This window comes from Enterococcus termitis (assembly GCF_001730305.1).
In the GTDB taxonomy this organism is placed as follows: domain Bacteria; phylum Bacillota; class Bacilli; order Lactobacillales; family Enterococcaceae; genus Enterococcus_L; species Enterococcus_L termitis.
Genome location: NZ_MIJY01000043.1, coordinates 228,883 through 250,599, shown reverse-complemented (window position 1 = coordinate 250,599; position 21,717 = coordinate 228,883). Strand labels below are relative to the sequence as shown.

General features: G+C 36.9%; 19 protein-coding genes. 4 read left to right on the top strand and 15 right to left on the bottom strand.

Annotated elements, in window-relative coordinates; all coding sequences use genetic code 11:
* Positions 1-9: 9 nt before the first annotated feature.
* The 4 genes from BCR25_RS15245 to BCR25_RS15230 all read right to left on the bottom strand — a co-directional run bounded on the left by BCR25_RS15245 (position 10) and on the right by BCR25_RS15230 (position 2,905).
* The gene (locus tag BCR25_RS15245) at positions 10-300 is read right to left on the bottom strand and encodes a hypothetical protein (protein WP_139124601.1); all 291 of its coding nucleotides are present in this window, start codon (positions 298-300) and stop codon (positions 10-12) included.
* Between the two features lie 33 nt (positions 301-333).
* On the bottom strand, positions 334-1,398 hold the full coding sequence (locus BCR25_RS15240; protein ID WP_069664440.1) for a WxLIP family cell surface protein: 1,065 nt from the start codon (positions 1,396-1,398) through the stop codon (positions 334-336).
* Between the two features lie 40 nt (positions 1,399-1,438).
* The gene (locus BCR25_RS15235; RefSeq protein ID WP_069664439.1) at positions 1,439-2,074 is read right to left on the bottom strand and encodes a hypothetical protein; all 636 of its coding nucleotides are present in this window, start codon (positions 2,072-2,074) and stop codon (positions 1,439-1,441) included.
* A gap of 126 nt (positions 2,075-2,200) precedes the next feature.
* A complete protein-coding gene (locus BCR25_RS15230) occupies positions 2,201-2,905 on the bottom strand; it encodes a winged helix-turn-helix domain-containing protein (protein WP_069664438.1) in 705 nt (234 codons plus the stop codon).
* Between the two features lie 163 nt (positions 2,906-3,068).
* On the opposite strand from BCR25_RS15230, the gene BCR25_RS15225 reads away from it, so the two are divergent.
* Positions 3,069-4,592 carry a helix-turn-helix domain-containing protein gene (locus tag BCR25_RS15225; RefSeq protein WP_169819028.1) on the top strand — a complete coding sequence of 508 codons (1,524 nt, stop codon included), beginning with the start codon at positions 3,069-3,071 and terminating at the stop codon, positions 4,590-4,592.
* Here BCR25_RS15225 and BCR25_RS15220 read toward each other — a convergent pair.
* The 3 genes from BCR25_RS15220 to BCR25_RS15210 form a co-directional block, all read right to left on the bottom strand.
* Positions 4,574-6,127, bottom strand: a complete 1,554-nt coding sequence (locus BCR25_RS15220; RefSeq protein WP_069664437.1) for a helix-turn-helix domain-containing protein — start codon at positions 6,125-6,127, stop codon at positions 4,574-4,576. The genes BCR25_RS15225 and BCR25_RS15220 overlap by 19 nt on opposite strands.
* A gap of 336 nt (positions 6,128-6,463) precedes the next feature.
* Positions 6,464-6,805 (bottom strand): YlbF/YmcA family competence regulator, encoded by a 342-nt coding sequence (locus tag BCR25_RS15215; RefSeq protein ID WP_069664436.1) that lies wholly within the window; start codon positions 6,803-6,805, stop codon positions 6,464-6,466.
* A gap of 70 nt (positions 6,806-6,875) precedes the next feature.
* Positions 6,876-9,029: a PBP1A family penicillin-binding protein gene (locus BCR25_RS15210; protein ID WP_069664435.1), complete on the bottom strand. Its 2,154-nt coding sequence runs from the start codon at positions 9,027-9,029 to the stop codon at positions 6,876-6,878.
* Positions 9,030-9,553: 524 nt separating this feature from the next.
* On the opposite strand from BCR25_RS15210, the gene BCR25_RS15205 reads away from it, so the two are divergent.
* Together BCR25_RS15205 and BCR25_RS15200 are read left to right on the top strand one after the other, a co-directional pair.
* Positions 9,554-10,516 carry an endo-beta-N-acetylglucosaminidase family protein gene (locus tag BCR25_RS15205; RefSeq protein WP_083242715.1) on the top strand — a complete coding sequence of 321 codons (963 nt, stop codon included), beginning with the start codon at positions 9,554-9,556 and terminating at the stop codon, positions 10,514-10,516.
* A 343-nt stretch (positions 10,517-10,859) separates the two neighbouring features.
* Positions 10,860-11,720, top strand: coding sequence for an RluA family pseudouridine synthase (locus BCR25_RS15200; protein WP_069664434.1), 861 nt, complete (start codon positions 10,860-10,862; stop codon positions 11,718-11,720).
* Positions 11,721-11,943: 223 nt separating this feature from the next.
* On the opposite strand, the gene BCR25_RS15195 is transcribed toward BCR25_RS15200, so the two are convergent.
* The 5 genes from BCR25_RS15195 to pepV all read right to left on the bottom strand — a co-directional run bounded on the left by BCR25_RS15195 (position 11,944) and on the right by pepV (position 18,309).
* Positions 11,944-13,461: a phosphohexomutase domain-containing protein gene (locus tag BCR25_RS15195; RefSeq protein WP_069664433.1), complete on the bottom strand. Its 1,518-nt coding sequence runs from the start codon at positions 13,459-13,461 to the stop codon at positions 11,944-11,946.
* Between the two features lie 36 nt (positions 13,462-13,497).
* Positions 13,498-13,953: an arginine repressor gene (gene argR / locus BCR25_RS15190; protein ID WP_069664432.1), complete on the bottom strand. Its 456-nt coding sequence runs from the start codon at positions 13,951-13,953 to the stop codon at positions 13,498-13,500.
* A gap of 317 nt (positions 13,954-14,270) precedes the next feature.
* The gene (locus BCR25_RS15185) at positions 14,271-15,788 is read right to left on the bottom strand and encodes an ABC transporter permease/substrate-binding protein (protein WP_069664431.1); all 1,518 of its coding nucleotides are present in this window, start codon (positions 15,786-15,788) and stop codon (positions 14,271-14,273) included.
* Position 15,789: 1 nt separating this feature from the next.
* Positions 15,790-16,743 (bottom strand): ABC transporter ATP-binding protein, encoded by a 954-nt coding sequence (locus BCR25_RS15180; RefSeq protein ID WP_069664430.1) that lies wholly within the window; start codon positions 16,741-16,743, stop codon positions 15,790-15,792.
* Between the two features lie 150 nt (positions 16,744-16,893).
* Positions 16,894-18,309: a dipeptidase PepV gene (pepV, locus tag BCR25_RS15175; protein ID WP_069664429.1), complete on the bottom strand. Its 1,416-nt coding sequence runs from the start codon at positions 18,307-18,309 to the stop codon at positions 16,894-16,896.
* A 150-nt stretch (positions 18,310-18,459) separates the two neighbouring features.
* On the opposite strand from pepV, the gene BCR25_RS15170 reads away from it, so the two are divergent.
* Positions 18,460-19,287, top strand: coding sequence for an NAD(P)H-hydrate dehydratase (locus BCR25_RS15170; RefSeq protein WP_069664428.1), 828 nt, complete (start codon positions 18,460-18,462; stop codon positions 19,285-19,287).
* A gap of 45 nt (positions 19,288-19,332) precedes the next feature.
* Here BCR25_RS15170 and BCR25_RS15165 read toward each other — a convergent pair whose 3' ends face one another.
* The 3 genes from BCR25_RS15165 to BCR25_RS15155 are packed head-to-tail and all read right to left on the bottom strand — an operon-like array spanning position 19,333 to position 21,673.
* Complete coding sequence (locus BCR25_RS15165; RefSeq protein WP_069664427.1) at positions 19,333-19,968, bottom strand: TetR/AcrR family transcriptional regulator; 636 nt, start codon at positions 19,966-19,968, stop codon at positions 19,333-19,335.
* Positions 19,968-20,789 carry a DUF2705 family protein gene (locus BCR25_RS15160; protein ID WP_069664426.1) on the bottom strand — a complete coding sequence of 274 codons (822 nt, stop codon included), beginning with the start codon at positions 20,787-20,789 and terminating at the stop codon, positions 19,968-19,970. Before BCR25_RS15160 ends, BCR25_RS15165 begins: the two co-directional genes overlap by 1 nt.
* Positions 20,786-21,673, bottom strand: a complete 888-nt coding sequence (locus BCR25_RS15155) for an ABC transporter ATP-binding protein (RefSeq protein ID WP_069664425.1) — start codon at positions 21,671-21,673, stop codon at positions 20,786-20,788. Before BCR25_RS15155 ends, BCR25_RS15160 begins: the two co-directional genes overlap by 4 nt.
* Positions 21,674-21,717 lie beyond the last annotated feature (44 nt).

Here is a 21,717-nt window from a genome sequence, read left to right as displayed (position 1 = left end):
TTGTTCCTCCTAAGCAATTCTTAACATAATTTTTTTCAAACTAAAGATTCCAACAAACAGAATCAAGACCGCACAACCAAGGAGCGTCCAAATGAGGGATGTAATCAAATCCCCCATTGAAGGAAGGTTTCCTTTAACACTTGGGCTCGGCTTGGGTATATATGGACCCGGAGTCGACGGTAGTTTAGGTACAATTGGCGTCTGCTCCTGATCATCAGTAAACACGATCCCCACATCAGTGGATACTGATTTAACCGTTGCCTCGGCCGTTGAACCAACAAACAACCCGTTTACTATCATTAAGAAAAATAACCATATGGTAAATTTCTTCATTTATTTCCCTTCTTTCTTTTTCTTCCTTTTCCTTCTCTTACGTCTTCGCTCCCATTCTGCTTCCATTTTTTTTCTTCTTACTAGAAGCATCCCAGTAACACTAACCATGACAATCAAGCATATAATCGTAACAACCTTGATCCACGTCGGTGTAATAATCTTAAATGCACTCTGTTCATTCATACTGCTAGCTTGATCACCAGTAATTGTAAATTCTTTTTCAAATTTCCAATCACTATACGGACTTTTAGCAACTATAGACAACATATACGTACCAGCTACTATATCTGAAGTTCCCCAATCCATCTCAAAGTTAAAACGACTATTCGGCGCTAAAACATATTTTTCACCCTGTACCTGTTTGACTATCTTGCCCGTTTTTACATTTTTTAAATCAGCAGTCATTGCTAATCTTGAAAGAACTTTAGGTTCTGGATTCTGCAAGGTTGCTAAAATCATTTTTTTCCCTCGGACAATCTCAGATTTTGCATCAAGTAAGTTCAGTGTCTGAGAATTTTCATAATCTTCACCTGTTTCCGAAGCTATAAATCCAATTCGGTAAGCAAATCCATTCCCTACAACACTATCATCCTCTTCATCTAATTCAAAAACCAACACACCCATTTTAACACCTGGATAACTTTCCTTTGGTGGGGTAAGCGTAAATTTCGCCTCCACCTCTTCAAAGTCTTCAACTGTGATACTTGGATTCTCTACTTTGACAATACTACTTAAAGGATCAGTTAGTGTTGAATCTAATAATTTTTTATCCGCTGTATATTCAAGAGTGCCCTTATCACCAGTAAAAGCATCCTCTATACGAACCTTGATTTTGACCGGATCTTTTTGGGTACTTTTCACTTTTACAACTAATTCTTGTTCTTCCCCTGGTGTTGTTTGAATATAAAAATAAGTCTTTGTCGTATCAATTTGTTTCCCACTCGGTACTGCTGTAACAGCGTACCCTAAGGTTTCACCCGAATCCTCCGCCATTGAATAAGTAGGAAATAAGAACATAAACAGCCCTGCCAGCAAAGCCAAACATATAAATTTATTTGTTTTCATCTATTATTTTGATTACTCCTTACATTAAAAGTTTACGATGCTATTCTTTGATTGCCTCTACAAAAATATCAGCATAATATTTGTTATCTGAATCTAAATAGATATCTTTATCTAAAACAACTTTTGCTTTGCTCCATGATTTTAAAAAACGTATGACTTCTTCCTGTGCTTCTTCTTGTGTGTTAAAAGGTCCTTTGATTTCGATGACGTCCCCTTCTTCATATTGACTCACTTCTTTACCAAATTTAGACTTGCTGAGAATCAACATGATATAAACCAAGCTTGCTGCTAAGATGAGAATGACAGCAAATGGAAAGCCATTAATATTAATCAATAAAGACAGACATAATAAAATATTCAAACCTAACAAGAATAAATTGATCATCTTGGGACCTTGTGCACTTTTATAGGTAAAATATAAAAGATAGCTCAATAATAATGTGCCTGTGAATAAAAAGAAGCTTAAAACAAAGTAAATGAACATCTCATTCCAATTACTATTTAAAAAGGACAGCACTTTAAGTAATATCGGCAAACGTTTATCCACATAAAAGTAGGCTTCTTTATAAAATAGATAGAAACTAATTAAATACGCGATCCATCCTATAAGTAAAACTCCTTGCATGATATACAAACCTTTAGTTACTGGCTTTTTTTCGATAGTTTTTTCTATCATAATTTAATTACATCCTCCTACATACCTAAAACAACACTTGATGTTGATCGCGCTGTGTAATTTTTATCTTTTTTATCGCTATTCAGCTGGAGAATATCCAACAACCTCCATACCCTTTTCATGAATCTAAACGTCTAACATATATCCTTTAGAACGAACTGTCTTGATATATTTAGGCCGTTCACTTTCTACTTCGATTTTCTTTCTCAAATGAAAAATGATATTCGCTATTCTATAATGTTTGTCGCCCATATCTTCTTGATAGATTTCCTGATAAATTTCTTGGTAGGTAAATGCTACTTTCGGCTTCTTATATAGTAGATCAAGTATTTTGAACTCCAACCGAGTTAATGGAACCTCTTTGTCTCCTCCAAGCAGCACACTCAAATTACCATGAAACATTTGAAAATCAGCGTTTTTAGGTGTATTCTCTAAGTTATCAGAAACACCTTGTACAGCAGCATTCCGTGACAGAGCATTATTGATGATCAACTCGATTTCATCTAGACTCGTCTCATTTTCAAATACTGCATCAGCACCTAATTGTAAATAGACCATCTTACCAATTTCTTTTGGTGTAGTTGAGATGACCCAAATATAACAAGTTGAGACTTTTTTCATTTTTAAAATCGATTCACAAATTTTATTTAAATCGCTCAACTCATTTTCAAAAAAGATAACACCTTGAAACTTTTGCAAGGTTTGTTCCATTACAGTATTGTCTAAATTATTGTCCAAAAAAATAAAGTTATGTTTGTTATCATTTAATTTTTTTATGTATTTGTCTATTTTCTCATTATCTTTAAATGTTAAAACAGCTAGTTTTGACATTTCAGCACTCCTTTTTCATTTTTTTATATTTTTTTGCTATAATTTATATCTAAATAATACATTATATAGAGGGCCTCTTTATTTCATTTTTATAAACGCGCGATGAGTTTATTGAAATTCCAAAATAAGAAATACTAAAAAAGCACTCATGGAGGGAATTATCTTGCAAGATTTATTCATGAAGCGAATCGAAAGACATCAATTTGAATTGTTAAAACAGCTGATCTATAGCAGACACGGGCTAACAGCACAGGAAATCCAAGCACATTTAAACATTTCAATCCATACTGTCTATCGCTATCAAAAACAATTATCTGAAGATCTGATGCTTCTTTTTGAAAATCAGTCGGTTACCTTAAAAAAAATTGATGGTTGCTACACCGTATCTATAGATAAATCACTAGACACTAGCTATGTCATTGATAAAATGCACCTCCATTACATCAAAATCTCTCAACAGTTTTCTGTTCTCCACGCAGTAATGTACCGCTATTACACAAGCGCTGAAGCTCTCGCTCAAGAGGTCAATCTGAGTCTCTCGCATACCTACAAGAATTTAAAAATCTCGAATGAATTATTAAAACCTTTCGATCTGGCAATTGATTTTTCATCTAAAAGCGCTCAAACAAACTTCCAAGGCAATGAAAAAAATTTACGCATGGTTATGTTCTATAGTTATTGGTCTATTTTTAAAGGAATTGAATGGCCTTTCTTTCGCGCTCCCCAAGTATTCTGTGATCTACCGATCCCTGTTAAGCATGATTTACTTCCACCCTCACAGAAAATCAGATTATTGTATTATCAAAGCCTGACGTATTGGCAAACGATCTATCGGAAAAGGTTCGTCTCTTTATCTGAAGAGTTTTTAGCATACTTAGATTGTTTTGAGGTCGTTTCTCCAACTACATTTCCTCCTGAGATCAAAGAATTGCTTCACAAAAATCATGTATCAAAAAAGCAAATCCATGAAGAAGAAGCTTATTTTGGATTCTTAGCTCGCTTTTATATTGCCAATATTGATTCAATAGAAGAGAAACAACAAATCGTTGAGCGCTTAACCAACTCTCAGTTACCTATTACTACGTTTACTTCTAACTTTCTAACGTCATTTTCACATGAATTTAGTATTGTACTGACAGAGGAACGTTATGTATCGAGTTATTATCATGTCATATTCAATTTTCTTTATATACAATTTTTCGGTGTCAATGCGCCTTTTACACAGTTAAATGATGAATTACCGCTACTTGATACAACGACAGATGCTTTATTCGAAAATTATAAAGAACAATTAGCACAATTCGCCTACGATCAATTGCATACAACTATTTTCCCAACAATCCGTAAAGACTCTGCATTAATTGAGTATTTGACTAAATTGTTGTATCTGGTATTGAAAAATGCGACTACCCATCACAAATTAAATATACTTATTCAATATTCTAAAACCGCTTATGGTTATGATTTGATTAAAAATAATTTATGTATTATTTTTGGAAAAGATGCTCTTGCCTTTACATTTAATGAAGAAGAAGCAGATATCATTATTTCAGATGCTTTCGAGCATGAACTGTATAGTGCTGAATGCAAAAGCCACTTTTTCTATTTTGAGTATCCTTATTCAGCTCACACCTGGCGAGAGTTGATTCTATTTATCAGTACGCATCTCTATTCGAATTTTTTATGAGGCTGTATCGCGTTGTCTAATTTATTTTCTCGATAATACATCACTCTTTGTTCATACTTTTCAAATAATTTGAGTTGAACAGCCTCAACTAACGATGAAAAATCCGCAAAATCTGAAAAAGTAGCTACGTAGATCTGTTCAAAATTTTTCGTGGTCTCAGCTAGACTGATGTCTGTGACAATGATGTCCACGTCCGGTGAAACGTTCTCCACACATATTACTCGGTCACCAAATAACAAGCTGATCTTATCTTTTAGCAATGTACTAGCGAAAATCTTTGAGTTTTGGACTAATATTTTGACTGAAGGAAATTCCACGGTTTTAAACTGTGCCAATAACGTATAGATAATTAAATAGGTATAATCGTTAAAACTTGTCGAATCAATGTATTTCGGCAGTTTTTGATAAAAGTCATTGTAATCAGTTGTTCTTAGTTCACTAATAGCCGCTTCTACCTGCTCCTTGATTTCTGTTTCTAGCTGGTCTGCATAAAAGAAATTTTCCTCATCATAAATATAGTAGAAAATACTATGATCAATGAAACAGGTATGCAAAACTAAATGAAAGAGATCGATTTCTTTTCTGATGCTTAAATATAAGTACTCTTCCTTTAGTCCTCCAAAAAACTGTGTTAACATTTTGCACGTGAATGCTTTGCTATATTGGACAAAGGAAAAATTCTCTTCCGAAAAAAACTCTTCATATATTTCTTGTTCTAACGGTTCTATAAAAATTTGTTCCTTATAAAAAAAGAATTGCGCGGTACTTGTTTCAGACCAAACTTGCTCATTACTTTTATTCTTTTTTAACGAAAAATAGTCATATAAAATCTTTACCTTTGGTTCTTTCATTCTCTTCTTGGACAACCTAGTCAAGGTTTTGTTCTCTACAAAGTTCTTTTGATTCGAACGAATGATACTGATATAAACAATTAAATTGATTTTTAATTGCTTACTGCAGCTTAACTCCTCCCAATCCTCAAAAGACTTTGCAAAATATGCGTTCATCTCTTTATATTCATGTTCATTAAACAGCCAAAAATTAGCAGCATTGGAGAAAAAAAGAAGCAAAAAATTGCGAATTCGTAGTTCTTCACCGATGATTCTATTTTCTCTTGAGAGATCTAATCCACATTTTCTTAGAATCTTTTTTAACTTCTGTCTATATCTTGAAAATGTAGCTGGGCTGAGAAATTCTGTTTCACAAAATTTTTTCACATCGATCCCATCATATAAAAAGAGATATTTAATTATTTTATAGATTGTCGATTGTAATAATAATTCACTGCCAACACCATTTAAATCTAGATTATTAGCTGAAACACTTTTAATGGTTTGCCCTATGTAATGAACTGTATATGTACCATCTGATACATCCAATTCTTGTTCAAACTGCTTAACAAAGATCGATACTGTCCTTTTGGCCAGTCCTGTCGCTTTAGCAATTTCTGATATAGTAACTTCCTTTCTGCTGGCAGTAATAAAATTCAACACTTTGATTCTACGATCATATATCTCATCCAAAAACAATCTCATTTAGTCAATCACCTACTTTATTTAAAAATAATTTAGTTTTCCATTTATTTTAATAACTTAATTATATACATCTACTATCATCATTACTTTTCTCCTTTCTCATCCGCCGTGGAGATTATTGAAAAACTAAACCCTATATTAATCTATTTTTTTTATTTTTTTTTTTAAATTTTGCTCATATTTTTTGCAAAAAAAAAGAAATCCTCTGATTTCAGTTCACCCTAATCTACTTTTATGACTTATTTCTATCAAAAAAAAACCTTTAAATTATCTTTAGAAGGAATACTTCTTTAAAGATAATTCAAAGGTTTTTCTACTATTACTATGTTTTACTGCTTAATCATTATACAAATCACGAATCGGCGTCATGATGATACGGTTTAAATCATTCACGATCAAGCTAAAGGCTTGTTCTTTTTGCATCAATTCGTTGATCACTTCTGCTTTTTGAACTTCAGTTGCTAATGCTTGTGCTTTTTCTGCATCTTCTTCTGAAAATTCTTCTCCACGCATTTGTTTTTCTTGTAACCCTTGTTGGAAGGTTTGGAATTCTTTAAATAGTTTGTACGCTTCCTCATCTGCTTTTACTGCATCATAAGCTGCTTCCAACGCTTTAAATTCTGCTAATTCACGGATTTCACGTTCTACCTGATTGGCTGTATCATAAATATTGCTCATGTACTTTTCCCTCATTTCTACAAAATTTTTCTCTTTGATTGTACCATTCTTTGTTTCGTTTTAAAACCGCTTATTCTCCTGTCAAGCCACCAAATAGATCTTTCAATCCAGCTTTCGCTTTATCCCAACCTTCTTTGATTTTGCCGCTGATGTCCTTAGCGCCTTCTTTGACTTGGCCACCGATTTCTTTTACATTATCTTTCCAGGCTTCATCATTCACTGAAGGTACTTCCCCAGCAGCCTGCATAATACCGCCCGTTGCATAAGCATCTGCTACAGTAAACGGCGTTTGTGCGGTGTACGGCATAATGCCTTGCGCCTGACTGCTGAAGACAGTCGAGGCATGAGTCGCACTGCTTCCTTGCAGGTAGTGACTTTCACTCGTTTGCTCAAAGCCTAACCAGGTTGCGATCACAACATCTGGTGTATAGCCAACCACCCATTGATCGTTCGTCTTATCCGTATCGAAATTAGTTTCAGTCGTTCCAGTTTTACCTGCCATTACATAACCAGCAGGATCTGCATTGATCCCTGTTCCAGAACTAAATACACCTAATAACATGCTGGTCATTTGATCTGCGATATCTTTGGTAATGATTTGTTTGGTTTTGGCAGTTGTATTATCAACGATCACTGCTCCTGTTGAATCGATGATCTTAGTGATTAAATGTGCTTCATTTTGGGCACCACCGTTAGCAAAAGCACTGTAGGCATTAGCCATTGTTAAAGGTGATACTCCTGTTTTCAGTCCACCTAGTGCCAAGCCATAATATTTATCTTCTTTAGCTAAAGGAATCCCGAATTTTTCAGTTTTTTCGTAGCCCTTATCTAAACCGATCTTATGCAATGTCCAGACAGCAGGTAAGTTTAAGCTTTCACCTAAAGCCTGATACATTGGTACTTCACCACTAAACGTACGACTGTAATTTTCCGCAGGATAATAGTCCTGGGGTTTATCTTCTAAAATCGCATTCGGTTTCATTCCTGATTCTAAAGCAGGTGTATAAACAGAAATAGGTTTCAAAGATGAACCTGGTGAACGCTTGGTTTGTGTAGCAAAGTTAAACCCTCGATACACATGCTCACCACGACCACCGACAACTGCCTGCACGCCGCCTGTTCTAGGATCAAGAGCAACCGATCCGCTTTGAACCATCGCGCCATCTTCTGCATTTGGTGGGAATAACGCATCATTAGCATAAGTTTGCTCCATGGCAACTTGATAATTTTGATCCAGTGCAGTGTAAATTTTATAGCCCTTATTTAGAAGATCTTCTTCTTTCAAGCCATGCTTGTTGACTGCTTCGTCAATGACCGCATCAAAATAATAAGGATATCTGTAATCAGAGTTTATGTCTGAATAATTATCAACAAGTACAATCTCTGTGTTTTCCTGTGCATCTGCTTCGCCCTGTGATAATTTGCCGTTATCTACCATTAATTGTAAAACCGTATTGCGGCGATTGACTGCATTTTCCATATAATCGATTGGGTTGTAGATCCCCGGACCCTTTAGCATACCAACCAATGTTGCAGCTTGTCCAACACTCAATTCACTAGCACTGACTCCAAAATATCGGTGAGAGGCATCTTCTACTCCCCAAACCCCATTTCCAAAATAAGAATTATTCAGATACATCTCCAAGATTTGTGGTTTATCATATTTTTTTTCAATTTCAATGGCTAGAAAAAGTTCTCTAGCTTTACGAGTCATCGTTTGCTCTTGGGTCAAATAGGCATTTTTAGCTAATTGCTGCGTAATCGTACTTCCTCCGCCGCCTCCGCCAATCGTTCCCAGACTCAGCTTACCAACGACCGCCCGCAACAGACCTTTGATATCATATCCGTGATGTTTTTCAAAGTTGCGGTCCTCTGTCGAGATCAACGCATCCGTAACATATGGCGAAATTTGATCGATCGTCACAAACGTTCCTTTTTGCCCGAAAAGTTTCCCAGCTTCATCATTATTTTTATCATAAATAACAGTTGATTCTTCCAGCCCTTTTTTCAAGGCTCCAACATTGGCAGATTTTGCTAATGTAAACAAATAAATACTGGTCACCAATACAACGACCAAGCCTAGTAGCAAAATAATTTTATTGATTTGATATTTTTTCCAAATCCGTTTGCGCCAATGATGAAAACGAATCAGATATGGCTTGATCCACGTCCAAAAACGTTTAAAGCCTGCCGCAATTTTTCCCATAATTGTTTTAAAGTCCATAGTACTCCCTCTTATATAAAAGTTTCTAAGTCATTTTAACATAATTCTGATTGACTGTTCATGCGACCTTAGCATGAATAAATACAGACAAATTTCGTTCTGATTATTTTAGCATGTTTTTCTTCTGATTTTATGTAGAAAAGCTTAAGAATCCATCAAGAAATCTCATTTTACGGTTTATTTTGCATATATTCTATCATTTGTCGCTGAAACTTCTTACCTTTAGACTGTTTTCGACACGAAAAATTCATATTTTTCTTCTATTATATGAGTATACCAACAAACAACCCTAACAAACACTTTTTTCATTTTTTAACTCCTTTTCCTGCCTTCCCCAAAGGCAGGTTTTTTTGTACTTATTTTCAGTTAAACACCCTAAAGGTGAAAATACTGTCTAATTCTGCTCCTTTGTAGCATCTAAGTATAGAAACAACCTCTTTTATGCTACACTTTTTTTGTATTGAGGATGCGTTTCGCAAAAAAAATGAAAGCGCTTCTTCTAAAAAGATAAGGAGATGTTTGATATGTCTAAAATTGTTACGTTACTGTTTTCTACTATTTTTTGTTTATTAGGTATCAATCTGATGACCGAACAAGCTACTGCTCAAACAGTAGCGGAGACTCCGTCTGAACCGATCATGATGGCTTATTACAGGACTTGGCGTGATGTCACTATGCCTCATGACGCTAACTCCAATTTACCTGATGAAAATGTAACAGCGATGACAGATATTCCTGAAGGTGTGGATATTGTTTCTGTTTTTCATTATGTAAATCCTGGTACTGATCAACAAAAATTTTGGGATACATTGAAAAATACCTATGTTCCTACCTTACACGCTAGAGGTACGCGCGTTATACGAACAATCGACATTCGAGAAATCTGGAATGTGCCACACGCCGGTGCTAAACCTACAACCGCTGAATATGATGCTTATGCCCAGCAGTTGATCGACACGTACCTTACTCCGTGGAACTTAGACGGTCTTGACATTGATATGGAATCCACGTTAAGTGCCTCCCAAGAAGAAATGGCTGTCGGCACATTTAAAGCGCTATCGAGTAAATTAGGGCCTGTATCGAATACCGGCAAGTTATTGATCTACGATACAAATAAAGATAATCATTCCTTGTTTAAAAAAGTAGCGCCTTATTGTGACTATTTATTTGTTCAAGCTTATGGTCGCTCAGTTGCTTCTTTAGATCGTACTTGGGATACGTATAAAACATCTATCACCACACAACAATTTTTACCAGGTGTTTCTTTCCCAGAAGAACAGGATCATAATCGTTGGAATGATACTATCGATCCATATGAAACTAGCCGTGCGCATGCTTACGCTACCTGGAATCCTAAAGATGGACAAAAAGGCGGTATGTTTGTTTACGCAATTGACCGTGATGGAAAGCAATTCGGTGATGATACTATCACGAAAACTGATTTTAGCTGGACAAAACGTTTGATCAACACAATGAAAAATCCATAATGTGACGATTTAAACACTACTTTAGAAAAAGTTTACAGTTTCAAACAATTTAACGCACAAAAAATTCATATTTACTTTGTATTATATACACATACCAACAAACAACCCTAACAAAACACTTTTTCATTTTTAACTCCTTTCCCGCCTTTCCCCAAAGGGCGGGTCTTTTTTTGTATTCAGAAACGCATTGTAGAAAAGAATACTATAAAACATTACAACTAACTTTAATACAGCGAATCCCAACATGACTTCTTGACCACACCTTTATTTCCAACTAAACACTTGAACTTATTTCCCGCTTTGTTAAACTAGGATAGAATCCTATTGAAAAGGTGGAAAACATATGGAATTATCCATTCAGTTACCTAAAAACTTCAAAGAACAAACCGTCCGAGAGTTACTTGAACAAGAATGGTTGGTGCCTCGTAAAGTACGTCACTTTTTACGCACACGGAAAAATGTTTCAATCAACGGTGAAACAGCCTTGTTTCATTTCCCTGTAAAAAGTGGCGATATTGTTACTTTACAGTTTGAATCAGAGGATTATCCAACGCCGACGATTCTTTCAGGTCATGCGTCTACTATTGAGGTATTATTTGAAGATGAGCATTTGATTATTTTAAATAAACCAGTCGGCATGAAAACACATCCTAATCAACCTGATGAAAATGATACTCTACTTAATCATTTAGCTGCCTATTTAGCACCTAAAAATCAACTTCCATATGTAGTTCATCGTTTAGATAAAGAAACAAGCGGTGCGATTTTATTTGCTAAAAATCCTTTTGTGTTGCCGATTTTAGGTCGATTATTGGAGAGTAAGCAAATTTATCGTCGTTATCAAGCCGTCGTTTCAGGTGAGCTAAAAGAGTCTTTGACCATTCGTAAAAAAATTGGGCGCGATCGTCATGATCGTCGAAAACGCGTGATCGATGAGCGCCGAGGCGATATCGCCATTACGCATGTTGAAGTTGATGCTTATATAAAAAAGAGTAATCAAACAGCTGTTTATTGCGTTTTAGACACTGGAAGAACTCATCAAATCCGTGTGCATTTAGCAAGTATTGGTCACCTAATCATTGGTGACCCTTTGTACCATCCAAAACCTGTAGGGCGCTTGATGCTTCATGCATATGAACTGCATCTGATTCATCCATTTACAGGGGAAAATATTGTTGCAACGGCTAAACCAGGTCTCTGGTAAGTAAAAAACTGAAACATAACGCTATAAGTTACTCTCTTTTCATCTAAAATCCGAGTAAACAGCAGTGAGTGAGATACGACTCAGAGAGTCATATCTCACTCACATGAAATCCGGAGAAACGGAGAAAACAGAAGCAACACTACACTACATTTCGTTCCCATCTACCTCTAATTATAAATCTTGATTCTTAAAACTACCTACTGTTGTCTTTTTCTCTGCCTTTTTATTTCAATAGTTCTTTTAATTTACCCAAATCTAATTGTTTATAGTTTTCAAAGAAAGTCGCTAATGATTCTAAAACGGTCAGATTTTTGCCACGTTCGTCATTTTCGACTTGTAATACTAATAAAGGCTCATGTAAACTCATTCGTAGTAAAAACCAGCCTGATCCGTAGTCATTTACCACATTTACTCGAATACCTTCCTCATTTTCTGGATCCACACTCATGCTAGACTGATCGTTTACAAAATCAGCCATTTCACGAATCACTTGATTTCCATAGTCTCGTACCTCATCCGCTAAAATCTCAAAACGTAGTTCCTGCGTTTCTACTGGTTGCTTTAATGAGCGAATCAAATCTCCTAAACTTGCTCCCTCTTTTTTTAGACGAGGCAGAAGCATCAGAATTTTTGCAATAACGTACGCTCCATCATCTAAAAAGTAGTTTTCTTTAAAAGCAGCATGCCCACTAGTCTCAATTGCTAACGGCGTATCGACCCCTTCTTCATTCAATTCGATCATTTTATTGATTACATTACGATAGCCAGAAATATAACGAACCTGTTTGCCGCCTTTAGCCTCAATGAACGCTTTTAAATGACTAGATGTCGGTGAATTTGTCACAATACTGCTTCCAGGAGATTCATCTAATACGATCGTCGCCAACACTGCGATCAAGTTATTGCGGTTGATCACTTCCCCAGATGCATCAACAACCGCCGAGCGATCCACATCTGTATCGAAAATTACACCTAAATCGGCTTTATTTTTCAAAACAGCTTGCTGAATACTTGCCATTGCCTCTTTATTATCTGGATTTGGAATATGATTTGGAAACATGCCGTCTGGCTCTAAAAATTGAGATCCTGTAATGTCAGCTCCAAGCTTCGCTAAAACTTTTTCAGCAAAGAAACCACCTGCACCATTACCAGCATCTACCACAATATGAAACCCTGTCAGTGGTTTTTCTTCGGTCGTTTTCATTCCTTTACGAATTTTATCCGTTAAATCAGCAGAATAATCATCTAAAATTGTAGCTTTAGTCACTGAACCTGCTGCTTCAAGTGCAGGCTGTTCAGCGTGAGACAAGATATAAGCGATATCATTTTTCTCCGCTCCGCCTGATTTAGTAAATAGTTTTAATCCATTGAAATAATAAGGCAAATGACTGGCTGTGATCATAATCGCCGCGTCACAATCATATTGCGGAAATTGAGTCGTCATAAACATCGCTGGCGTAGTGGCTAAGCCAAAGTCTAAGACTTCCACGTTTTGCTTCACGAAACTGTTGATCAGTGCTTGTTTCAAACGAGCTGCTGAAATACGGCTGTCATGACCAATACCGATTTTCAAGTTTCCAGATTGATGCTTTTCAGCTAAGTTTTTCTCGTCACGAAGCCAATGAACCATTCCCACTGCAATTTTCTCCACTTGTGCTGGTGTTAAATTCGCTTTTTTCTCCTCGTGGTCTACCGCTATCCCTCTGATATCTGAACCGTTTTGTAACGCTTTCAATTCCATGTAACCAAATCTCCCTTCATTTTTTCATTGGTTAATTTAATTCATCATTCCTTCAAAACGCTCGACAACTGCTTTTGCATCTGCTTCTGAACGAGCGATGATAATAATCGTGTCAACACCTGCTACTGTTCCAGCAATTTCCTTATACTTCACTTCATCAAGAAAATTAGTAACCACATCTGCTGCGCCCATATCCGTATGGACGATTACCATAAATTGCACGCGTTCCATGCGAATCACCGAATCTTTCACTGATTCCTTCAGCTTGTCTTCGCTACTTGATGGCTGGCTTTGTGAAAAGATCGCATATTTCACACGACCGTCTGAACCATGCGTCTTAACAATGCTCATTTCACGAACATCTCTTGAAACAGTTGCTTGGGTTGCTTTGACTCCTGATTGTTCAAGAAGTGCGATCAAATCGTCTTGAGTCTCGATTTCATTTTCAGTGATCAATTGTTTGATCAACCGTTGTCGGTCTGCTTTTTTCATGTTTACACTTCCTGTTTTTATTGTTTTCTTTATTATAGCGAAAGTCGAGCAAAATTGCATTTCTTTTTGGTAAAAATTACTTTATTATGAGAGAAGTGTTTACATTATTATAAGAAATTTCCGATTCGTTCTTTTTTTCGTATTACTCTACTAGGAGAAAACAGCGATCACACTGGCGATTCATTGAAGCGATGAATCTTTTTATCACATCTATTTTTGAGTAAAAAAACCACTATCCACTTAGCTAAAGTGAGATAGTGGCTACATAATACTAAAACTCAATTACTATTAATTGCCTTTTGCACGATGTCTTTGTATTATTCTTCCAACATCTTTTGTTCTACCAAATACTCATGAGCAACGGTTGCCGGATCTTTTTGTTCGACATTGACTTGATAATTCATATCGCTCATTTCTTCTTCCGTGATTTTATCGACTAACGGTTCTAAAAGATTTTTCAGCTCTGGATATTTTTCTAATGTTTCAGCTTTTAACAATGGTGCGCCTTGATATGGAGGAAATAGTTGTTTATTGTCCTCTAAAACAACCAAATCATATTGTTTTAGCTCACTATCCGTTGAGTAAGCATCTACCACATTCACATCTCCATTGTTGATCGCTTGGTAGCGCAGAGAAGGCTCCATCGATTTTACTTCTACATTGAGTCCATACAATTTTTGCAAACCTTTATAACCATCGTCTCGGTCAATAAACTCCAACGTAAATCCAGCTTTCAGCTGACTTTCAACCTTCTTCAAATCTTCGATCGTCTTTATTCCATTCTCTTCCGCAAACGTCCGCTTAACTGCTACCGCATAAGTATTTTGATAGCGCATTGGTTCTAAATAATCCATATTTTCTTGCTTTTTAATTTGATCACGTGCATATTCGTACACTTCTCGTGGATCATTTGACGTATTTTTATTGTCTTTTAAGAATGTTTCCAAAACAGTTCCTGTAAATTCTGGATAGACATCGATTTCTCCAGATTTTAACGCATTGAATAGGAAACTTGTTTTCCCAAAGTTTGTTTTTAGATTGACATGGATATCGCTGTTGTTTTCAATCAGTTCTTTATACATGTTGATAATGATGTCTGGCTCCGCACCTAGTTTTCCTGCAATCGTGATTTCTTTTTGTTCTGCCTCTTGATGCGTGTAGACAAATGAGCCTACTAATAAAGCTAATAAAACCATAAATGCTGCGACAATACGTTTAACGGTTGCTTTTTCCAATAGATGGATGCCGTAATTAAACAGCACTGCAAGCACAGCAGAGGAAATTGCACCAATCAAAATCAAATAGACATTGTTTCGGTCAATTCCTAGTAAAATAAACGTCCCCAAGCCGCCTGCACCGATCAAGGCAGCTAAAGTAGCTGTTCCGATGATCATTACAGTTGCTGTCCGAATACCTGAAATAATGTAAGGCAATGCCAGTTGAAGCTCAAACTTGATCAGTTTCTCTCGTTTATTCATTCCGAAAGCTTCTGCCGCTTCTTCTAATGATGGATCGATTTCGGTTAGACCTGTATACGTATTCTGTAATATCGGAAATAAGGCATAAATCACTAATGCTACAATTGCCGGCGGTGTTCCGATTCCAATGATTGGTATCAGCAAGCCTAGCAAGGCAAGTGATGGGATCGTTTGGAAAATCCCTGTAATCTGTAATACAACTTCTGCTACTTTTTTATAATTTGTCAGTAAAATCGCCAGCGGAATCGCTAAAAGGATCGCGATCAATAAGGACAAAAGTGATAGCTGAATATGTTCTACAACAGCCTGAACAAAGTCTTCTTTACGCGCTGCGAGTGTTTCGATTAATTTTCCCATATCATTGATCACCTTTTTCCATCTTCGTCTCTAAGAAACGCAGAATCGTCCGATCTGTGATTTCTCCAAGCACTTTTTCTTCGTCAGCTAAAATTACTTTATTCCCTTCAACAAGAGCGCGAATAATAACTGGCAGTGCGGTATCTAGCGCTACAGTTGTTTCTCCGAGCGACAGGCTTTGCTCCAATAAATCTAGCTCAACTAAGTCCTCGGCACAATAATTTTCCAAATTGGAATGTTCTTGTTGGAAAAACTGTGCGACAAACTCATTTGCAGGATGGCTGCGGATTTCTTCTGGTGTATCTGTTTGTACGATTTTGCCATCCTTCATCACACAGATTCGATCCCCTAAAAGCAAAGCTTCATTCATATCATGCGTGACAAAAACGACGGTACTAGCCATTTCTTTGTGTAATTCCTTGATCAACAACTGTAATTGACCTCTGGAAATTGGATCCAATGCACTAAAAGGCTCATCCATCAAAATGATATCTGGTTTTGCTGCAATAGCTCTTAAAATACCGATTCGCTGCTGCTCACCACCAGATAATTCTGCTGGTTTTCGATGAAGATATTCTTCCGGTGGTAAGTTCACCTTCCGCAATAATTCTTCTGTTCGTTCTCTTTTTTGTGCTTTATTCCAGCGCTTCATTTCTGGTATCAGCTCGATGTTTTCCGCAACCGTTAAATTAGGAAAAAGCGCAATCTGTTGCAAAACATAGCCGATCGTTAGCCGTAGTTCCTTTAAATTATAATCAATCAACCGCTGATCATTAAAATAAATATCTCCGTCTGTCGGCTCGATCAAACGATTGATCATTTTTAATGTGGTCGTTTTCCCACTGCCGCTGGGGCCGACTAAAACAAAAAATTCTCCATCTTCAATGGCTATATCAAAGTTTTCTAAGACTAGCTGATCATTATATTTTTTGGAAACTTGTTGAAATCGAATCATCTATTCACCTCATTTTTATTTAATACTATTTCGATATGTCTCTTAGTATACTGGAAAGTGTCATTTGTTTCTAACGACAAGTTTTATTATACCTAAAAAAACCTGACAACTGTCTGTCAGGTTTTTGATTTTATTTTTATTTTTTTATGCTTATTTCGCCAAGCGATAAATCGCATCTGCATAAATCGCTGTCGCACGGAATAAATCATCCAATGCCATAAATTCATTCGCTTGGTGCATAGTATCTGTATACCCTGGGAACATCGCGCCATACGCTACGCCACGTTTTAGTAAACGTCCGTATGTTCCGCCACCGATGATTTGTTCATGTCCTTTTTGTCCAGTGTGATCTTCGTAAACCTGTAATAATGTTTCAACCAACGGATCATCTGCTGGAACGTAATGTGGTTCTTGGTTACGTCCACCTTGAACGATTTCTGCACCGATCGCACCAGCTGTCGCTTTTACACCAGCTTCTAATTGTTCTGCTGATGTTCCTTTAGGATAACGGAAATTCAGGCTCATGAAGTTACCTTCTTCTGCATCTTTCTTAAAGACGAATAACCCAGCATTCATTGTTAATTTACCCATTTTAGCATCTTCAAAGGCTACGCCTAATTTTTCACCATAGAAATCTTCGTGAACAAGTGTTGCTGCTACTTCGATAAATTCTTTTGCTGCGCCTTCCAGGCTATAATCATTTAAGAATAAAGCTAAGAATGTTGCAGCATTGATTCCTGATTGAGGGCTGGCACCGTGAGCACCTTTTCCAACAACTTTGATCGTCACGCTTGTTCCATTTGCTTCTAATGTACCTGAAATCGGTTCTTCATCGACAAAAACGCTAAATGCGCCCTGCATTTTTTCAGCAGCTTCGGAAGTTGGAACAGTGATGACCGCAGTTGCTGTTCCAGGAACCATATTTTCACGTAAACCAGCGTTGAAGCTTTCTAATACATATTCGCCTTCGCTTTTTCCGCCAAAGCGAGCGTATAAAGAGACATTTCCTTTTTCACCGTTAATGATCGGAAATTCAGCATCTGGAGAAAAACCAAAGTCAGGCGTTTCTTCATGCTTGAAGTAATAATCCATATCACCCCAGCCGCTTTCTTCATCACTACCAACCACAAAACGAACTTTTTTAGACAAAGGTACACCTAAGTCTTTAATGATTCTTAGCGCATAGTAAGCAGCCATACTTGGGCCTTTATCATCACTTGAACCACGTGCATAGATTTTGCCGTCTTTGATAACTGGCTCATAAGGATCTGTATCCCAACCGTCACCAGCAGGAACAACGTCCATATGTCCAAAAATTCCTAATGTTTCATCGCCTTCACCATATTCGATGTGTCCAGCATAGTTATCAACGTTTTTCACTACAAAACCGTCACGTTCACCGTATGACAGCATATGTTTCAAGCCAGCTACAGGCCCTGGTCCAAATGGTGCTTCTGGTGTTGCTTTTGAATCATCACGCTCACTATTGATGCGTAATAAATTTTGTAAATCTTCTAATAGCGCATCTTTACGTGCGTCTACTTCTTTTTGCCAATCAATTGTCATTTTTTAGTCACTCCAATTCATTATTCTACTTTCTCATCATACCACTAACTCAATGAAAAGAAAAAGGCAGGACCAGTTTTTTCTGTAATATTTTGCTCTTGACCAAAATCAGCTTTATACTGATAGTAAATGAGAAAGGAGGGCCTCCAGATGATTGAATTATCCAACGAACTATTGCATACCTCTATTCGAAAACGTCCAGACGAGTCACATAAAGGAACCTTTGGACGTGTCGTCCTGATTGGTGGAAATGAGACATATGGTGGTGCGATCATTATGAGTGCTGAAGCTGCAGTAAATGCTGGTGCTGGTTTAGTGACTGTCATTACCGCTGAAAAAAATCACGCACCGCTTCATGCCCGTATTCCTGAGGTCATGGTCATCGATTGGACGCGCCCACAGGAAGTTCGGTCTGTCCTAAAAGATGCTGATGTTCTATTGATTGGTCCAGGATTGGGCTTGGGTGCTCATAGCCGCAGTCTTTTGCAACAAGTCATTGAAAGTCAACAGGCAAATCAATGGCTAGTGATCGACGGTTCTGCGATTACCTTATTTGCTCAACATCACTATGAACTGGCTTTTCCATCACAGGTTGTTTTTACACCCCATCAAATGGAATGGCAACGATTGAGCGGCTTAACGATTCCGGAACAAACACAACAAAACAATCAGCGACTTCAAAAAAAATGGGGAACCAACCTTGTTTTAAAAAGTCACCGCACCACTATTTTCACAGCGAATAAACAGTTTATCAATCCCCTAGGAAACCCAGCAATGGCTACAGGCGGAATGGGTGATACCTTAGCTGGCATGATTACTGCTTTTCTTGCACAATTTGAGGAAAAAGAAGCAGCATTATGCGCAGCGGTCTATCTTCACAGCCTGATCGGTGATGCGTTAGGCAAAGAACGTTACGTTGTTTTACCTACAGAAATCAGTCAAAAGATTCCTTATTACATGAAGCAGTTTGAACAATAAAAAACAGTCGAGACAAAACGAGAAACGATTTTGCCTCGACTTGTGTTAATATTCTAAAAATCCAGTCTGCAGGATAGCCATATAACTTCGAGAACGTTCCACTAAAAATTGCATCTGATGAATCTCCGTTACACTTGGATTTTCTCGTAAAAACGTGAGACTCTCTACATAAATTTGATTAAATACACCTAAAACTAATTGAATCACATCTTGCTCTGAAATACTTTCTTTAATTGGCATTCGCTTAATACTCTTTGTTAAAAGCTGCTGAGCAATAGCCATATTTTCAGCCATGTATTGATTCAGTTTTTCCTGAACGCCTTTAGGCAACATTTCTTTTTGTGCATAAGAAGAAATGAGAAGATGAATATGGTCTGGATAAACTCGTTCTAAATCCAGCTTATGCTTTGTAGATGCAACAACGATTTCTACTAAATCAGTATAGTCTCTTTCGAACAACGCTTTAGACTGCTCATTTAAATGATCGATCACAAAGCTGATTGTTTGTTCATACAGTTTCTGTTTACTACCAAAATAGTGAAAAATCAATCCTTTAGATACGCCTGCACCAGCTGCAATTTCTTCTGTATTTGTTTGTTGATAGCTGTATTTGGCAAACTGTTTCAATGAAGACTGTAAAATCCGAGCATATTTTTGTGGATCTATCTTGATTTCTCCCACTAAATTTTCAGATCCTTCCGTTGATAAAGCACATATGTCCCAACTAAAAATAATCCAATCAATACTGCAAGTAGTCCAACATGTCCGACAGACAACCCTTTATCCAGCAAATTACTTGGAATCCCCATATGCGTAGGTGAAATATTTTTCGCCCAGCTGAAAGAATCATTCAAATCAGAAAAAATCCCAATCAGATAAAAACCAAACACAATCCCTAGTGAGACACTGGTACTTTGCTTACTTGATTTTAAGAATGTTGAAATGAAAAAACCTAACATCAAGAAAAAGATAAGGATCAGACTTTCCTGAATAAAAATTTTACTGATTTCTTTTGTGATCGTCGCCGCAGAATCTGTTGATTGACGATACAACAAGGTTGAACCAACAGAAACGCCGTATGAGATTAGCCAAAAAATACTTAAAATCAACAAATTTCCTGTTATTTTACTTGTTACAATTCCTTTTCTAGTTACAGGCTGCGCATAAAGAAATTCGATCGTTCCATCAGTTTCTTCTTTGATCAGAGACTGACTGCCCAGCATCATCGCATAGATGGAAGCCGCTAAAAACATATATTGAAAATAGTACGCAAAAAAACCAGCAGCTACTAAAAAGCTTGCTTGTCCTTCAACACTGATATTGAATGTTTTGAGTAAAGAAGGCGATAAGCCAGTCAATTTGGCATCTAAAAGATCTTTCATCGCTGAACTATGCATTTGCGGATAAACTGCGCTAAAACCAAAAATAATCACCGCGAATAAGAGCGTCCATATGATCAATCCCTTGACCAGAGATCGTGTTTCGATTTTTGCTGTGATCATTTCACTTCTCCTCCTTCATACAACGCCATAAATTGATCTTCAAGTTCCGGATTGGTGATCGTAAAGTCTTGGATCGATGGATCCCCTAACAAAGGCAGAACTTCGTGTAAATCACCTTCATAAAATAAACGTGTTTCATTCCCCTGATGCTTTAAAATCGCAGCACCCATTTTCTCAAATAATGATAACGGAATATGATCACCGATCAATGTAATCACTTTTCCTAATGTTTTTTCTTTGTAAATATCTTGAATCGTAATAATTTCTCCTTGACGAATAAAAGCTGCTCGATGTGCATGCTGCTGGATCTCATTCAGATCATGACTGGACAAAAAGATCGTCATGCCATTTTTATTGTATTTTTCAAGTTCTTCAAATAAGCGGTGTTGCATCAAAGGATCTAATCCATTTGTTGGTTCATCCAAGATCAAAAGTTCCGGATTTGGCAAAATACCCGCTGTGATGGCAATCTTCTTTTTGTTCCCAAGGGATAGTTCTGACATTTTTTTCTGTCCATCGATATCAAATCTTTCTAGAAAGTAATCGATCTGCTCTTTACTATTTTTTAATTGATGAAATTCTGCTACATATTTCAAGACATCCAATGTTGTCATATTTGGATAAAAACGTACATCACTTGAAACATACCCTGTCCGTTTTCGAATTTCTTTTGCCTCTTTGACACTATCCAAGCCAAGAATCGTGGCCGTTCCTTGATCTGGGTAAATAAAATTCAGCATTGATTTGATCGTTGTTGATTTTCCTGAACCATTTGGTCCTATGAACCCATAGATTTCCCCTTTTTCCACAGTCAAATCCACATGATTGATCGCCGGTTTCTTTTTATATAATTTTGTTAACCCTTTAAGCTCAATTGCGTTCATTTCAACAGTCCTCCTTATTGACTCGCTAGTCAATTGAAGTATAT

Coding starts and splice junctions, on each gene's coding strand:
- argR (WP_069664432.1), bottom strand. CDS start 13,953: ATGAAAAAAGCAGACCGACAACGGTTGATCAAACAATTGATCACTGAA.
- BCR25_RS15230 (WP_069664438.1), bottom strand. CDS start 2,905: ATGTCAAAACTAGCTGTTTTAACATTTAAAGATAATGAGAAAATAGAC.
- BCR25_RS15200 (WP_069664434.1), top strand. CDS start 10,860: ATGGAATTATCCATTCAGTTACCTAAAAACTTCAAAGAACAAACCGTC.
- BCR25_RS15160 (WP_069664426.1), bottom strand. CDS start 20,789: ATGATCACAGCAAAAATCGAAACACGATCTCTGGTCAAGGGATTGATC.
- BCR25_RS15210 (WP_069664435.1), bottom strand. CDS start 9,029: ATGGACTTTAAAACAATTATGGGAAAAATTGCGGCAGGCTTTAAACGT.
- BCR25_RS15245 (WP_139124601.1), bottom strand. CDS start 300: ATGATAGTAAACGGGTTGTTTGTTGGTTCAACGGCCGAGGCAACGGTT.
- BCR25_RS15220 (WP_069664437.1), bottom strand. CDS start 6,127: ATGAGATTGTTTTTGGATGAGATATATGATCGTAGAATCAAAGTGTTG.
- BCR25_RS15205 (WP_083242715.1), top strand. CDS start 9,554: ATGTCTAAAATTGTTACGTTACTGTTTTCTACTATTTTTTGTTTATTA.
- BCR25_RS15240 (WP_069664440.1), bottom strand. CDS start 1,398: ATGAAAACAAATAAATTTATATGTTTGGCTTTGCTGGCAGGGCTGTTT.
- pepV (WP_069664429.1), bottom strand. CDS start 18,309: ATGACAATTGATTGGCAAAAAGAAGTAGACGCACGTAAAGATGCGCTA.
- BCR25_RS15235 (WP_069664439.1), bottom strand. CDS start 2,074: ATGATAGAAAAAACTATCGAAAAAAAGCCAGTAACTAAAGGTTTGTAT.
- BCR25_RS15185 (WP_069664431.1), bottom strand. CDS start 15,788: ATGGGAAAATTAATCGAAACACTCGCAGCGCGTAAAGAAGACTTTGTT.
- BCR25_RS15170 (WP_069664428.1), top strand. CDS start 18,460: ATGATTGAATTATCCAACGAACTATTGCATACCTCTATTCGAAAACGT.
- BCR25_RS15195 (WP_069664433.1), bottom strand. CDS start 13,461: ATGGAATTGAAAGCGTTACAAAACGGTTCAGATATCAGAGGGATAGCG.
- BCR25_RS15180 (WP_069664430.1), bottom strand. CDS start 16,743: ATGATTCGATTTCAACAAGTTTCCAAAAAATATAATGATCAGCTAGTC.
- BCR25_RS15155 (WP_069664425.1), bottom strand. CDS start 21,673: ATGAACGCAATTGAGCTTAAAGGGTTAACAAAATTATATAAAAAGAAA.
- BCR25_RS15215 (WP_069664436.1), bottom strand. CDS start 6,805: ATGAGCAATATTTATGATACAGCCAATCAGGTAGAACGTGAAATCCGT.